We start from the raw sequence: 15,215 nt of genomic DNA, 5'->3' as shown, positions 1-15,215 counted from the left end.
CATGGAAACCCTGTCTTTTGAATTCCCCGCCGGGCAGCCGCCGCTAGGCAGTGCGCTGGTGGGTTGTGTCGGTTCCGGTGATCTGGAAGTGCTGCTCGAACCGGGTGTACCCGGCAAGTTGTCGATTAACGTGGTGACGTCGGTGAATGGCGCTTCTGCCCGCTGGCAGCATTTGTTCGAGCGCATGTTCGACGGCCAGACACCACCTGCGCTGGCCATCGACATTCACGATTTCGGCGCCACACCAGGCGTGGTCCGTTTGCGTCTGGAGCAAGGCTTCGAGGAGATTGGCCATGACTGATACCGCCCGTTTGCTCCAGCAACACAGCTTCGTCGAATTGGGTGCTCGGCAACGGGCAAAAGCGCTGCTCGACGAAGGCAGTTTTCGTGAGTTGATCGACCCGTTTGACCGCATCATGTCGCCTTGGCTGATTAAGCAAGGCATCGTCGCCCAGGCGGACGACGGGGTGATTGTCGCCAAAGGTACGGTCGGTGGTTTACCCGTGGTTATAGCCGCCATCGAAGGTGCGTTCCAAGGCGGCAGCATGGGCGAAGTGGGCGGCGCGAAAATGGCCGGTGCACTGGAACTGGCTGCTGAAGACAACCGCAATGGAATCCCGACTGCCGCCATTTTGCTGCTGGAAACCGGTGGTGTGCGCTTGCAGGAAGCTAACCTTGGCTTGGCGGCGATTGCCGAAATTCATGCGGCGATTGTCGACCTGCGCCAGTACCAGCCAGTGATCGGCGTGGTGGCAGGCAGCGTCGGTTGTTTTGGAGGCATGTCCATCGCGGCGGGCTTGTGCAGTTACCTTTTGGTGACCCAGGAAGCACGGCTTGGCTTGAACGGCCCGCAAGTGATCGAGCAGGAAGCGGGTATCGAAGAATACGACTCCCGCGATCGGCCTTTCATCTGGAGCCTGACCGGAGGCGAGCAGCGTTACGCCAGTCATCTGGTGGACGGTTTTGCCGCTGACGACGTGCAGGCGATTCGTGAACAAGTGACCGGCTGGATCAGCCTCGGTGTTCCGGCTCAGGAGCGCAGCAGCCAGTACGAAACCTTTCTGCATCGTCTGGCGCGTCTCGACACCGCTTCGCAAATCGATCCGCAAACCGTGCGCGATCTCTATACAGAGCCGCAATCCAAAGGAGCCAAGCCATGAGCGCTTCCCAACGAGGTTTGAACTGGTTCAAGGCGCTCAGCGCCAACGCGGCCGAAGTGGTGGGTTTGCCTCATTCAGTCAAGGCAGCGGATGGTGTATTGGGTGAGCAGCCGGTGCGCTTTCTGGCAGTGGTCGCCGATGCTGACAACCGCTTTCCCCGTGCTCGCAGTGGCGAGGTCGGTTTACTGGAAGGCTGGGGTCTGGCCAAGGCCGTGGATTCCGCCATCGAGCTGGATCGCGATAACGAACATAAGCGAGCACTGATCGCTATTGTCGATGTGCCGAGCCAGGCGTATGGGCGGCGCGAAGAAGCGCTGGGTATTCATCAAGCCTTGGCGGGCGCGGTAGACAGTTATGCCCGTGCGCGACTGGCGGGCCATCCGGTGATTGGTTTGTTGGTCGGCAAGGCGATGTCCGGTGCGTTCCTGGCTCACGGTTATCAGGCCAATCGGCTGATTGCCTTGCGTGATCCCGGCGTCATGGTGCACGCCATGGGCAAAGAGTCTGCAGCGCGAGTCACGTTGCGCAGCGTCGACGAACTGGAAAAACTCGCTTCCAGCATCCCGCCCATGGCGTACGACATCGAGAACTACGCCAGCCTTGGCTTGCTCTGGGAAACCTTGTCGGTGAGCCAGATCGAACAGCCCTCCGGCGCAGATATCAGCCAGGTTCAGGAGGTGCTGAACAGTGCGATCAAAGACGTGAAGGGCACAGGGAATGACCTGAGCAGCCGACTTGGTGCGAGCAATCGCCAAGCCTCGTCAAAAGTGCGCGAACTGCTGCGGGCGCAGTGGTAAATGAACGCTGATCTGGCAGTGCTGCCCCACGATTTGTTGTGGGGCATCCCTATGTCTGCCTTGCCTGCCGATGCGCCGGACTGGGTGCTTGAGGCCGTACGCCTTGAGCATCCGGTGGTGGTGCGTCGTTCATTGGCGCCGCGAGCACTTGTCGCGGTGGGTATTCGTGGTCCGGGTCGTGAGCAACGGTTCGCGGCACTGATGCCACGGGATGCTATCGAGCGTTGCGTGCGTCCTGAGCAGTTGACGCATGTTCAAGGAGCGCACGATTGGCCTGCGCTGCAAGCACTGGATCAGATTCGCCCGTTGATGGATTTGCTGGCGTTGCCTTGGGGCGTGAGCGGCAGCGCTGGTTTCGAATTGGCCAGCGGTGTGGCGGCACTGCATCAGAACAGTGACCTGGACTTGATTGTGCGCACCCCGCGCTTTGTCAGCCGTGAATGGGCTGGCGAGTTGGTGAAGGTTCTGGACCGCTCCGTGTGTCGCATTGACGTGCAATTGCAGACGCCTTTTGGCGCGCTGGCATTGCGCGAGTGGGCGGGTGCTTCGCGTCAGGTGTTGCTCAAGAGTGAGCAGGGTGCCTGGTTGGTCACCCAACCCTGGCAGCCGATCGAGGCCTGCGCATGAGCAGCTTTTGGGTGTTCCCCGGCCAGGGCGCGCAGCAGCCGGGCATGTTGAATCAGTTGCCAGATGAGCAATCGATGCGTGATTGCCTGAGTGAAGCCAGCGATGCGTTGGGCGAAGACGTATTGCTGCTGGATTCTGAGCAAATGCTGCAATCCACTCGCGCCGTTCAGCTGTGTTTATTGATTGCCGGGGTCGCCAGCGCGCGGTTTTTACAAATCCAGGGCTGCGTGCCGGACACCGTTGCCGGTTTGTCCATCGGTGCGTATCCGGCAGCGGTTGTTGCCGGTTCGCTGGGCTTCACTGACTCCGTTCGGTTGGTGGCCTTGCGCGGTGAGCTTATGCAGAGCGCATATCCCCAAGGTTATGGCATGACGGCGATTATCGGGCTGGATCAGACCGCCGTCGAAGCGCTGGTCGCCGAAGTGCACGGTCCTCAACAGCCCGTGTACCTGGCCAATATCAACGCCGAAAACCAGTTTGTGATCGCCGGAAGCGCCGAGGCGATGGGTGAAGTGGCGCATTTGGCGAAAGCCAGTGGCGCCGCGACGGTAAAGCGCCTCGCGGTGAGCGTGCCGTCCCATTGCGCGCTGCTTGAACAGCCGGCGCAGGCCTTGGCTGAAGCTTTCGCCAACGTGACGATCAAAGCCCCTGCGGTGCGTTATCTGAGTGGCAGCACGGCACGGCCAATGATGACTGCAGACAAGCTGCGTGACGATCTGGCCTTCAACATGTGCCGCGTCATCGACTGGCGCAGTACGGTGCAAACCGCTTACGAGCGGGGCGCACGTCTGCAGATTGAATTCCCGCCGGGCACCGTGTTGACCGGGCTGGCACGCAAAGTTTTCGAGCAAGGAACGGCAGTCGCTTTTCAAGGCGCTCGCCTGGACAGTCTGGTCGCGTTGTCGCGCGAGGAGGGCCTCCGCAACCCATAGAGCGCACGGACGTTGGACCGTTTCGAAGAACAAGAACAACAACTTCGTAAGGCAAACTGAGGAATAACAATAATGATTATCTACGGTGTAGCACTGCTGGCTATCTGCATGCTGGCAGGGGTGATTCTCGGTGACTTGCTTGGCGTGATGCTGGGCGTCAAATCCAACGTGGGTGGTGTCGGGATCGCGATGATCCTGCTGATCTGTGCCCGTCTGTGGATGGAGAAGCGCGGCGGCATGAGCAAGGAATGCGAGATGGGTGTCGGTTTCTGGGGCGCCATGTACATCCCGGTGGTGGTCGCGATGGCGGCTCAGCAAAACGTTGTTACGGCCCTCAAAGGCGGCCCTGTCGCCGTACTCGCAGCCGTCGGCTCGGTGGTCTTGTGCGGTTGCACCATTGCCTTGATCAGCCGCATCAACAAGGGCGAGCCGCTGCCTCCGGAAGAGCCGGTGATCATTCCGGGCATCACGCCGGTACCAACGCCTTCGCCAACGCCAGCAGGGAGCCGTTGATATGTGGGAAATCATTGATAAGGGTTTGATCAGCAACGGGCTGGTGACGGCATTTGCGTTTGTGGGCGTGGTGATGTGGATTTCTGTCGTGCTTTCCAAGCGGCTGACGTTCGGCAGGGTGCATGGCTCGGCCATCGCCATTGTCATCGGCCTGGTTCTGGCGTGGGTCGGCGGCACGATGACCGGTGGCCAAAAAGGCCTGGCGGACGTGACATTGTTTTCCGGTATCGGGCTGATGGGCGGCGCAATGCTGCGTGACTTCGCCATCGTTGCCACCGCGTTCGAAGTGCAGGCAACTGAAGCGCGCAAAGCCGGATTGATTGGCGTGATTGCGCTGCTGCTTGGCACGATCCTGCCGTTCATTGTCGGCGCGAGCATCGCCTGGGTGTTTGGCTATCGCGATGCTGTAAGCATGACCACCATTGGCGCGGGTGCAGTGACCTATATCGTTGGCCCGGTCACTGGCGCGGCATTGGGGGCGACATCGGATGTGATGGCGTTGTCGATCGCGACTGGCTTGATCAAGGCGATCATCGTGATGGTCGGTACACCGATGGCGGCGCGCTGGATGGGGCTGGATAACCCGCGCTCTGCGATGGTCTTTGGTGGTCTGGCAGGCACCGTTAGCGGTGTGACGGCAGGCCTTGCTGCAACCGATCGGCGACTGGTGCCTTACGGCGCGTTGACGGCAACGTTCCACACCGGACTGGGCTGCCTGCTGGGGCCGTCGCTGCTGTACTTCGTGGTGCGGGCTATCGTCGGGTGATGACGCTATATCACGGTAGGAGCGAACTTGTTCGCGAAGCGGCGAGCCTGAAGAACCGTGTCAGGCCCTTTCGCCAACGAGTTGGCTCCTACCTTTAAAAGTGTTGAGCCTGCGCATTTCTGGGTAGGAGCGAACTTGTTCGCGAAGCGGCGTACCTGAAGAACCGTGTCAGGCCCTTTCGCCAACGAGTTGGCTCCTACCTTTAAAAGTGTTGAGCCTGCGCGTTTTGCTGGGGTAGGAGCGAACTTGTTCGCGAGGCGGCGAGCCTGAAGAAACACGTCAGGCCCTTTCGCCAACAAGTTGGCTCCTACCTTTGAAAGTGTTGAGCCTGCGCGTTTTGCTGGGGTAGGAGCGAACTTGTTCGCGAGGCGGCGTGCCTGAAGAACCGTGTCAGGCCCTTTCGCCAACGAGTTGGCTCCTACCTTTAAAAGTGTTGAGCCTGCGCATTTCTGGGTAGGAGCGAACTTGTTCGCGAGGCGGCGTGCCTGAAGAAACGCGTCAGGCCCTTTCGCCAACGAGTTGGCTCCTACCTTTAAAAGTGTTGAGCCTGCGCATTTCTGGGTAGGAGCGAACTTGTTCGCGAAGCGGCGTGCCTGAAGAACCGTGTCAGGCCCTTTCGCCAACGAGTTGGCTCCTACCTTTAAAAGTGTTGAGCCTGCGCGTTTTGCTGGGGTAGGAGCGAACTTGTTCGCGAGGCGGCGAGCCTGAAGAAACACGTCAGGCCCTTTCGCCAACAAGTTGGCTCCTACCTTTGAAAGTGTTGAGCCTGCGCGTTTTGCTGGGGTAGGAGCGAACTTGTTCGCGAGGCGGCGTGCCTGAAGAACCGTGTCAGGCCCTTTCGCCAACGAGTTGGCTCCTACCTTTAAAAGTGTTGAACCTGCGCGTTTTGCTGGGGTAGGAGCGAACTTGTTCGCGAGGCGGCGTGCCTGAAGAACCGCGTCAGCCCCGTTCGCCAACAAGTTGGCCCCTGCCTTTAAAAGTGTTGAGCCTGCGCGTTTTGCTGGGGTAGGAGCGAACTTGTTCGCGAAGCGGCGTGCCTGAGGAACGGCGTCAGGCCCTTTCGCCAACAAGTTGGCTCCTACCTTTAACGCGACAAGTCTGGGCCTGCGCAATTGCGGGGTAGGAGCGCAGTAGTTCTATTTACTCTTCATCAACCCCGAACACGCGGCCTTGTATGCCTCGTGCTGATACTTGTTCAGCGAAGCAGGCAGGTCGAAGTTGTGCTTTTTGTTCTGCGCGTTGATGGTTTGTGGCGACAACAGGGTTACTTCGCAATCGCGCAGCAACTGGAAAACCGTTTCGATCTTGAACGTCGTCGGGCCGCCTGCAAACTCGCCTTTTTTGCTGCGCTTCTTGATAACCACATGACTGATGCCGTTTTCACGCACAAAGCTGGCGATCTGGGTCGCGAAGGTTTTGACGTTGGCAGACTCGTCATCGTCTTCGAGTGCCAGCTTCTTGGTCGCCAGCGGCAAGTGTTCGAGGCCACCTTGCTGGCGGGTCGCCAATGCAAAAATAGCCTCACTGCCTTTGATTTCTACACCACAGATGATCATGAATGAGCCTTTACGTAACTGCCTGGATAAAAAGGCAGACACCATAGCGCATTCAGGTGTTCATTCCTGCGCGATGGATTCCAGATACTCGGAGCGCTCATCGCTGGTGCGCGCCAGGCAATCGTTCTGGGCGATGTTGAACGCTTTGCTGCCAGCCGCTGCCGGGAACACTTCCACCGCGCAATCGGCGTCGCGAAGCTTCTCCCAGGCCAGCTGGGCAGTCTTGAGTTTTTCGGCGAAGGCGTTGGCCTGGGACTTGTTCGCCCCGAACTGAGTGTTAACCCGCTGCAACAGGTTCTGGAAGTTCTCTTTCAGCAATTCCTCGGCCGTGTCGCGGCTGTACTTGGAGCACTCGAGGGTTTGTTGGTCTTCTTCGACACCGTCGCATGGCGAGACATCAGGGTTTTGTGCTGCATGAGCGCCCGCTATGCCGGTCGCCAAAAGAACCAAAGCCAGGAAAACCTTGTTCATCGAGTCTCTCCACTCCATTTGATGAGCTGGATTCTGGCCTAAGCGCGCTCTAAAGAACAGTTTGGCGAGATACACGTCGACAGCGTCCTGTCGGCCTTTGTCGTTTCTTGACGCTTTCGGCAAACCCCCTGTCGTTTTTGCACCCGGCTCGGCCGACCCTCAGGCATATGCTGGCCTCAATAGCGTCGGCATACGATTCGGCGCGCCAGTACCTAATCAGCACTTATATAAAGGGACAGCCTGATGAGCCCAGCCGAATTACACGCCGACAGCATCGTTATTGACGGGCTGATCATCGCCAAGTGGAACCGTGAGCTGTTTGAAGACATGCGCAAAGGCGGTCTGACCATGGCCAACTGCACCGTGTCGGTGTGGGAAGGTTTCCAGGCGACTATCGACAGCATCTGCAAAAGCCAGAAGCTGATGCGCGAAAACAGCGACCTGGTGATGCCGGTACGTACCACCGCCGACATCCGCAAGGCGAAAGAACTGGGCAAGACCGGCATCCTCTTCGGCTTCCAGAATGCCCACGCTTATGAAGACCAGATCGGCTATGTCGAGATCTTCAAGCAGCTCGGCGTGGGCATCGTGCAGATGTGCTACAACACCCAGAATCTGGTGGGCACCGGCTGCTACGAGCGTGATGGCGGGTTGTCGGGTTTCGGCCGCGAAATCGTCGCTGAAATGAACCGGGTCGGCGTTATGTGCGACTTGTCCCACGTCGGTTCCAAGACTTCAGAAGAAGTCATCCTCGAATCGAAAAAACCGGTCTGCTACTCCCACTGCCTGCCGTCCGGTCTTAAAGAGCACCCGCGCAACAAGTCCGACGAAGAACTCAAGTTCATCGCCGATCACGGCGGTTTCGTAGGCGTAACCATGTTTGCGCCGTTCCTCGCCAAAGGCATTGAGTCGACCATCGACGATTACGCCGAAGCTATCGAATACACCATGAACATCGTCGGCGAAGACGCCATCGGTATCGGCACCGACTTCACTCAGGGGCACGGTCAGGACTTCTTCGAATACCTGACCCACGACAAGGGCTACGCCCGCCGCCTGACCAGCTTCGGCAAGATCATCAACCCGCTGGGTATCCGCACGGTTGGCGAGTTCCCGAACCTGACCGAGACCTTGCTCAAGCGCGGCCACTCCGAGCGTGTGGTGCGCAAGATCATGGGCGAGAACTGGGTCAACGTGCTCAAGGATGTCTGGGGCGAGTAACCCCCGATCACGAGCAAAACCTTTACCGAATTGATCACCCCGCTGCCATTTCGCGCAGTGGGCGTACCCCGAACATCTGGAGTTTGACCCCATGGCTAAAATCGCCCCGCAACTGCCTATCGAAGTCGACAGCGAAACCGGCGTCTGGACCTCTGATGCGTTGCCGATGCTGTACGTGCCGCGCCACTTTTTCGTCAACAACCACATGGGCATTGAAGAAGTACTGGGCGCTGATGCCTACGCTGACATTCTCTACAAGGCGGGCTACAAATCCGCCTGGCACTGGTGCGAGAAAGAAGCTGAATGCCACGGTCTGGAAGGCGTTGCGGTATTCGAACACTACATGAAGCGTCTGTCGCAGCGTGGCTGGGGGCTGTTCAAGATTCAAGACATCGACCTGGAGAAAGGCACCGCCAGCGTCAAGCTTGAGCACTCCTGCTTTGTGTACGTCTACGGCAAAGTCGGTCGCAAGGTTGATTACATGTTCACCGGTTGGTTTGCCGGCGCCATGGATCAGATTCTCGCCGCAGCAGGCAGCCCGATTCGTACGGTCGCCGAGCAGGTTTACGGCGGTTCGGAAGAAGGCCATGACGACGGCCTGTTCATCGTCAAACCGTTGTAAGTCGAGGATCGTGTCATGGCTTTCGAAGCGATGTTTCAGCCTATCCAGATAGGCAAACTCACGATCCGTAACCGGGTATTGAGCACCGCGCACGCCGAGGTCTACGCCACCGATGGCGGCATGACCACGGACCGCTATGTGAAGTACTACGAGGAAAAAGCCAAGGGCGGTATCGGCCTGGCGATTTGTGGTGGTTCATCCAGCGTCGCTATCGACAGCCCGCAAAGCTGGTGGAAGTCGGTCAACCTGGCGACCGACAAGATCATCCCGCACTTCCAGAATCTCGCGGACGCCATGCACAAGCACGGCGCCAAGATCATGATCCAGATTACCCACATGGGCCGTCGCTCCCGCTGGGACGGCGACCATTGGCCGACGTTGCTGTCGCCTTCGGGCATCCGCGAGCCAGTGCACCGTGCGACGTGCAAGACCATCGAGCCGGAAGAAATCTGGCGCGTGATCGGCAACTACGCCAGCGCTGCGGCGCGGGCCAAGGCCGGTGGCCTGGACGGTGTCGAACTGTCAGCCGTGCACCAGCACATGATCGACCAGTTCTGGAGCCCGCGGGTTAACAAGCGAACGGACGAGTGGGGCGGCAGCTTCGAAAACCGCATGCGTTTTGGCCTGGAAGTGATCAAGGCGGTGCGCAAGGAGGTCGGTCCTGACTTCTGCGTCGGCCTGCGCATCTGTGGTGACGAGTTCCACCCGGATGGCCTCAGCCACGAAGACATGAAGGAGATCGCCAAGTACTACGACCAGACCGGCATGATCGACTTCATCGGCGTCGTCGGCTCGGGCTGTGATACCCACAACACCTTGGCCAACGTTATTCCGAACATGAGTTACCCACCGGAGCCGTTCCTGCATCTGGCGGCCGGTATCAAGGAAGTGGTCAAGGCGCCGGTGCTGCACGCGCAGAACATCAAGGACCCGAATCAGGCTACGCGGATTCTTGAAGGTGGTTACGTCGATATGGTCGGCATGACCCGCGCGCACATCGCTGACCCGCACCTGATCACCAAGATCAAGATGGGCCAGATTGACCAGATCAAACAGTGCGTCGGTGCCAACTATTGCATCGACCGCCAATACCAGGGCCTCGACGTTCTGTGTATTCAGAACGCCGCGACCTCTCGTGAATACATGGGCGTGCCGCACATCATCGAAAAATCTACCGGGCCGAAACGCAAGGTGGTGATCGTCGGTGCCGGGCCTGCGGGCATGGAGGCAGCGCGTGTTTCGGCCGAGCGCGGCCATGATGTGACGCTGTTCGAGAAGAAAGAATTCATCGGCGGGCAAATCACCACCGCCTCGAAAGCCCCGCAGCGTGACCAGATTGCAGGCATCACTCGCTGGTTCCAGCTGGAGCTGGCGCGTTTGAAAGTCGATCTGCGCCTGGGTACGGCGGCTGATCCGGCAACCATCATGGATCTGCGTCCGGACATCGTCGTGCTGGCGGTGGGTGGTCATCCGTTTCTGGAGCAGAACGAACATTGGGGCGCGGCTGAAGGTTTGGTGGTCAGCAGTTGGGACATCCTCGACGGCAAGGTCGCGCCGGGCAAGAACGTGCTGGTCTACGACACCATCTGTGAATTCACCGGGATGTCGACGGCTGACTTCCTGGCCGATAAAGGCAGCCAGGTAGAGATCGTCACTGACGACATCAAGCCGGGCGTTGCCATTGGCGGCACGTCGTTCCCGACGTACTACCGCAGCATGTATCCGAAAGAAGTGATCATGACCGGCGACATGATGCTGGAGAAGGTCTACCGCGAAGGCGACAAGCTGGTGGCTGTACTGGAAAACGAATACACCGGTGCCAAAGAAGAGCGGGTAGTGGATCAGGTGGTCGTCGAAAACGGTGTGCGTCCGGACGAAGAGTTGTATTACGCGTTGAAAGCAGATTCGCGTAACAAGGGCCAGATCGACATCGAAGCGTTGTTCGCTATTCAGCCGCAACCTTGTTTGAGCGAACCGGGTGACGGGTACTTGCTGTTCCGCATTGGTGACTGCGTGGCACAGCGTAATACCCATGCGGCGATTTATGACGGTTTGCGTCTTTGTAAGGATTTCTAAGTCGATCCCGTAGGAGCGCGCTTGCCCGCGATGAATGATAACGCGGTTTACCTGATAGACCGCAGTGTTTGTATCGCGGGCAAGCCCGCTCCTACGGAAAAGCACCGAATACCTCTGTGGGAGCAGAGCTTGCTCGCGATGAACGATAACGCGGTTGTCCTGATGAACCGCAGCGCCTAAATCGCGGGCAAGCCCGGCTCCCATAGAAAACACCGAATTTCCCTGTAGGAGTGAGCTTGCTCGCGATAAGGCCGGAACGGCCTTCAGTCGGCTTTGAATGAATCCATTGCCAGCGCTGCGCACTGGATCGCGAGCAAGCTCACTCCTACAGGAGACCGATGACCTCTGTCGGACCGCGCGCTGTAGGAGCTTCACATGCTGAACACACTGCTTCCCATCTTGCTGTTCGCTGCTCTGGGCCTTGCTGTCCTGGGGGCTGTGCGGCGGGTGAATATGTGGCGCAACGGCCGAGCCTCTAAAGTCGACCTGCTCGGCGGATTGTTGGCCATGCCCAAGCGTTACATGGTCGATCTGCACCATGTCGTGGCTCGGGACAAATACATCGCCAACACCCACGTCGCAACGGCGCTGGGCTTTGTGCTGTCGGCATTGCTCGCGATCGTCGTACACGGCTTTGGCCTGCACAGCCGCATCCTCGGTTATGCCCTGCTGCTGGCCTCGACCCTGATGTTCATCGGCGCGATCTTCATGTTCCTGCGCCGCCGTAACCCACCGGCTCGCCTGTCGAAAGGCCCGTGGATGCGCCTGCCGAAAAGCCTTATGGCGTTTTCCGTCAGCTTCTTCCTAGTCACGCTGCCGGTGGCGGGGATTCTCCCGCAGGACTTCGGCGGCTGGGTGTTGGTCGCGCTACTAGGCCTGGGATGCCTGTGGGGCGTGTCGGAAATGTTCTTCGGTATGACCTGGGGCGGCCCGATGAAGCACGCCTTTGCCGGCGCGTTGCATCTGGCCTGGCACCGTCGCGCCGAACGCTTTGGCGGTGGTCGCTCAACCGGCCTCAAACCCCTGGACCTCAGCGACAAAACCGCGCCACTCGGCGTAGAAAAACCCAAGGATTTCACCTGGAACCAACTGCTGGGTTTTGACGCCTGCGTGCAATGCGGCAAGTGTGAAGCCGCGTGTCCGGCGTTCGCAGCCGGTCAGCCGTTGAACCCGAAAAAACTGATTCAGGACATGGTGGTGGGTCTGGCTGGCGGCACTGACGCCAAGTTCGCCGGCAGCCCTTATCCCGGCAAAGAGATCGGCCTGCACGGCGGCAACCCGCATCAGCCCATCGTCAACGGCCTGGTAGATGCTGAAACCTTGTGGTCCTGCACCACCTGCCGTGCCTGCGTCGAAGAATGCCCGATGATGATCGAGCACGTGGACGCCATCGTCGACATGCGCCGTCACCTGACCCTGGAAAAAGGCGCGACGCCGAACAAAGGCGCTGAAGTGCTGGAAAACCTGATCGCCACCGATAACCCCGGCGGCTTCGCACCGGGCGGGCGGATGAACTGGGCGGCGGATTTGAACCTCAATCTGCTCTCCGACAAAAAAGCTGTCGAAGTCCTGTTCTGGGTGGGCGACGGCGCTTTCGACATGCGCAACCAACGTACTTTGCGCGCCTTTGTCAAAGTCCTGAAAGCGGCCAAAGTCGACTTCGCCGTGCTGGGTCTTGAAGAGCGGGACAGCGGCGATGTGGCCCGACGTCTCGGTGATGAAGCGACCTTCCAGATGCTCGCCAGACGCAACATTCAGACGCTGAACAAATACAGCTTCAAACGCATCGTCACCTGCGATCCGCACAGCTTCCATGTGCTGAAAAACGAGTACGGCGCGTTCGATGGCAATTACCTCGTGCAACACCACAGCACTTACATGGCTGAGTTGATTCAAGGTGGCGCGCTGAATCTGGGCCAGCACAAGGGCTCCAGCGTGACCTATCACGACCCGTGTTATCTGGGCCGCTACAACGGCGAGTACGAAGCGCCGCGTGATGTGTTGCGCGCGCTGGGTATCGAGGTCAAGGAAATGCAGCGTTCCGGTTTCCGCTCCCGTTGCTGCGGTGGCGGTGGCGGCGCGCCCATTACGGATATTCCTGGTAAACAACGTATCCCTGATATGCGCATGGAAGACATCCGCCAAACCGGTGCTGAACTGGTGGCTGTCGGTTGCCCGCAATGCACCGCGATGCTCGAAGGCGTGGTCGAGCCGCGACCGATGATCAAAGACATTGCCGAACTGGTGGCTGACGCACTGGTGGAAGAAGTTATCCCCAGCAAGCCCGCGCCGACTAAACGTGAACCCGCGGAGGTGCACTGATGAGCGACATTATCCGTCGTGATCCTCGCGCTGAATGGATCGCCCGTAACCGTCTGCACCCGCTGCATGCTGCGATGCAACCGGCACAAACCAGCTGGATGGGGCCTAACGGCCTGATGCGCAAGAACGTGCACGGCCTTGGATTTATCGGTCCTAACGGCGTCAAACGAATCGACCGCAGTGGCGCGCAGCAAGGTGGGGCGGTGAAACGCTCAGCCGCCGCCGAAGTGCAGTTGCCGCTGCATCAAGTGCCGCAGCCAGCCTTCTATATATGCGTTGTGCCGGATATGGTCGGAGGGCGTTTGAGCAGTCACGACCGTGATCTTCTGGGCCTGGCTCAGCAGCTTGCTGGTCAGAATGGCGCGGTACTGGCGGTGGTGTTTGGTGAGCACAAAGAGAGTGCATTCGCGACGGCAGGCGTGGATCGCTTGCTGGTTCTGGAGGGTAGCAAGTTCAGCGGTTACTCACCGGAGCAGCGCGTCCAGGGCCTGCGGGCTGTGGATAACCAGTTCAACCCACGTCACTGGCTGTTGCCGGACAGTCGTAGCGGTGGTGGCGAATTGGGCCGTCGCTTTGCAGCAAGTCTGGGCGAGCGTCCGGCCACACGTGTCTGGCAGGTCAAGGATGAACAATGCTTCGGTCGCGCCGGTGCGGGTCAGGAAGATATCTCAAGACCACTGGCGCGCTTGATCCTCGCTGCTGCGGAGTGTGCTGAACCGGTCAGCGAAACCCGCCATGAAGTATTGCCCGTCGAGTTATCCACAAGCGTGGCGCGCAGCCTGCCGCGGATTGAAGACCTTGGCGCTGTCGCTGTCGATCCGGCCATGATTCCGATGGCGGAAGCGGAGTTCATCTTCTCCGGCGGTAATGGCGTCAAGGACTGGGATTTGTTCCATCGCACAGCAGCAGCGCTTGGCGCGACCGAAGGTGCATCTCGGGTGGCGGTGGACGACGGTTTCATGGGCCGTGATCGACAGGTCGGCGCGAGCGGCACCTGGGTCACGGCAAGGGTTTATGTGGCGGTAGGCATTTCCGGCGCAATCCAGCATCTGCAAGGCATTGGTGCCTGCGACAAAGTCGTGGCAATCAACCTTGATCCCGGCTGCGACATGATCAAACGCGCTGACCTTTCTGTGATCGGCGACAGCGCGGCAATTCTCAAGGCGCTGATCGACGCGGTGGAAACCCATCGTCATGGAGCAAAAAAAGATGCGGCCTGAACCAACTGCTTCCTCTGTGGATAACGCTGCGACGCACGTCATCAGCCTGGTCTCCATAGGCGCGCACCCGACATCCGGCCGCGCACGGCGTGCCGAGCAGGACGCCCGCGCCGTCGAGTTAGGCTTGCAGCTGGCTGGGGATAACTTACACGTGCTGCATGCCGGGAACCCCGAGGAGCCTGCGTTGCGAGCCTATCTGGGCATGGGCCTGGACGAGCTGCATGTGCTGGAGCAACCGGAAAACGCTGACGCATTACCTGCGCTGACGGATTACATCCGAGAGTCTGGCGTGCAAGTGGTGCTCACTGGAAGCCAGGCAGAAACCGGCGAGGGCTCTGGCATGTTGCCATTTCTGCTGGCAGAAAAGCTGGGTTGGCCGCTCGTAGTGGGATTGGCGCAAGTGGAGTCACTGGATAACGGCAGTGCTCTGGTGCTTCAGGCATTACCTCGTGGTCAGCGTCGGCGCTTGAAAGTACGGCTGCCGTTTCTGGCGACTGTGGATAACGCTGCGCCCAAGCCCCGGCAAAGCGCTTACGGCCCCGCGCAACGCGGCACACTTGCAGCCGAACAGGTGGAAATCATTAGCGATGAACTGCTCGGCGGCTCTGTTCTGCAACCGGCCAAACCCCGGCCCAAACGCCTGAAAGTCATCAAGGCCAAAAGCGGCGCAGACCGCATGAAAGCCGCAACGGCCAAAGCCAGCGGTGGCGGCGGGCAAGTGCTCAAGGGCGTTACGCCAGAGGCGGGGGCTGAGGCGATCCTGAAGTTGCTTATTGAAGAGGGTGTGGTTCGTTAAAGGCTTTTGATTTCTGTAGTTGCGGCCCCGTCGTTCAGACAGCCGCGCTGTCGCGCAGCAAACGGGTGAGCTGTAGGAGCGCGCTTGCCCGCGATTCGGTCTGTCAGTCGATGAATCTATCGCCTGTGCTGACGCT

The 15,215-nt window shown here is 59.3% G+C and carries 15 protein-coding genes; 13 read left to right on the top strand and 2 right to left on the bottom strand.

The window, feature by feature from the left end; genetic code table 11:
- Position 1: 1 nt before the first annotated feature.
- The 7 genes from KDX30_RS06810 (at position 2) to madM (ending at position 4,795) form a co-directional block, all read left to right on the top strand.
- Positions 2-301 carry a malonate decarboxylase subunit delta gene (locus KDX30_RS06810; protein ID WP_231675333.1) on the top strand — a complete coding sequence of 100 codons (300 nt, stop codon included), beginning with the start codon at positions 2-4 and terminating at the stop codon, positions 299-301.
- Positions 294-1,160 carry a biotin-independent malonate decarboxylase subunit beta gene (locus tag KDX30_RS06805; RefSeq protein WP_231675332.1) on the top strand — a complete coding sequence of 289 codons (867 nt, stop codon included), beginning with the start codon at positions 294-296 and terminating at the stop codon, positions 1,158-1,160. The genes KDX30_RS06810 and KDX30_RS06805 overlap by 8 nt, the downstream gene beginning before the upstream one ends.
- Positions 1,157-1,957, top strand: coding sequence for a biotin-independent malonate decarboxylase subunit gamma (mdcE, locus tag KDX30_RS06800; RefSeq protein ID WP_231675331.1), 801 nt, complete (start codon positions 1,157-1,159; stop codon positions 1,955-1,957). Before KDX30_RS06805 ends, mdcE begins: the two co-directional genes overlap by 4 nt.
- Positions 1,958-2,584 (top strand): malonate decarboxylase holo-ACP synthase, encoded by a 627-nt coding sequence (locus tag KDX30_RS06795; protein ID WP_231675330.1) that lies wholly within the window; start codon positions 1,958-1,960, stop codon positions 2,582-2,584.
- Positions 2,581-3,516 carry a malonate decarboxylase subunit epsilon gene (mdcH, locus tag KDX30_RS06790; protein ID WP_231675329.1) on the top strand — a complete coding sequence of 312 codons (936 nt, stop codon included), beginning with the start codon at positions 2,581-2,583 and terminating at the stop codon, positions 3,514-3,516. The genes KDX30_RS06795 and mdcH overlap by 4 nt, the downstream gene beginning before the upstream one ends.
- 72 nt (positions 3,517-3,588) lie before the next feature.
- Positions 3,589-4,029: a malonate transporter subunit MadL gene (madL, locus tag KDX30_RS06785; RefSeq protein WP_099268502.1), complete on the top strand. Its 441-nt coding sequence runs from the start codon at positions 3,589-3,591 to the stop codon at positions 4,027-4,029.
- Position 4,030: 1 nt separating this feature from the next.
- Positions 4,031-4,795: a malonate transporter subunit MadM gene (gene madM / locus KDX30_RS06780; protein ID WP_099268501.1), complete on the top strand. Its 765-nt coding sequence runs from the start codon at positions 4,031-4,033 to the stop codon at positions 4,793-4,795.
- A gap of 1,136 nt (positions 4,796-5,931) precedes the next feature.
- On the opposite strand, the gene KDX30_RS06775 is transcribed toward madM, so the two are convergent.
- Both KDX30_RS06775 and KDX30_RS06770 read right to left on the bottom strand, forming a co-directional pair.
- Entirely contained in the window at positions 5,932-6,351 is a 420-nt protein-coding gene (locus tag KDX30_RS06775) for a DUF3010 family protein (RefSeq protein WP_099268500.1), read from the bottom strand.
- A gap of 60 nt (positions 6,352-6,411) precedes the next feature.
- Complete coding sequence (locus KDX30_RS06770; protein ID WP_095101055.1) at positions 6,412-6,822, bottom strand: lysozyme inhibitor LprI family protein; 411 nt, start codon at positions 6,820-6,822, stop codon at positions 6,412-6,414.
- A gap of 243 nt (positions 6,823-7,065) precedes the next feature.
- Here KDX30_RS06770 and KDX30_RS06765 point away from each other — a divergent pair, with 243 nt between their 5' ends.
- From KDX30_RS06765 to etfB, 6 genes are all read left to right on the top strand, one after another.
- Entirely contained in the window at positions 7,066-8,043 is a 978-nt protein-coding gene (locus KDX30_RS06765) for a dipeptidase (protein ID WP_027899496.1), read from the top strand.
- A 91-nt stretch (positions 8,044-8,134) separates the two neighbouring features.
- A complete protein-coding gene (locus KDX30_RS06760) occupies positions 8,135-8,665 on the top strand; it encodes a DUF5943 domain-containing protein (protein WP_027899495.1) in 531 nt (176 codons plus the stop codon).
- A 15-nt stretch (positions 8,666-8,680) separates the two neighbouring features.
- A complete protein-coding gene (gene dgcA, locus KDX30_RS06755) occupies positions 8,681-10,741 on the top strand; it encodes a dimethylglycine demethylation protein DgcA (protein WP_027899494.1) in 2,061 nt (686 codons plus the stop codon).
- Between the two features lie 375 nt (positions 10,742-11,116).
- Positions 11,117-13,063, top strand: a complete 1,947-nt coding sequence (dgcB, locus tag KDX30_RS06750; protein WP_231675328.1) for a dimethylglycine demethylation protein DgcB — start codon at positions 11,117-11,119, stop codon at positions 13,061-13,063.
- Positions 13,063-14,283, top strand: a complete 1,221-nt coding sequence (etfA, locus tag KDX30_RS06745) for an electron transfer flavoprotein subunit alpha (protein ID WP_231675327.1) — start codon at positions 13,063-13,065, stop codon at positions 14,281-14,283. Before dgcB ends, etfA begins: the two co-directional genes overlap by 1 nt.
- Entirely contained in the window at positions 14,273-15,079 is an 807-nt protein-coding gene (etfB, locus tag KDX30_RS06740) for an electron transfer flavoprotein subunit beta (RefSeq protein ID WP_122706864.1), read from the top strand. The genes etfA and etfB overlap by 11 nt, the downstream gene beginning before the upstream one ends.
- Positions 15,080-15,215: the final 136 nt, after the last annotated feature.

The organism is Pseudomonas quasicaspiana (genome assembly GCF_021147825.1).
Lineage (GTDB): Bacteria > Pseudomonadota > Gammaproteobacteria > Pseudomonadales > Pseudomonadaceae > Aquipseudomonas > Aquipseudomonas quasicaspiana.
The sequence above is the reverse complement of the archived record's forward strand: the minus strand, read 5'-3'. Positions and strand labels throughout refer to the sequence as shown.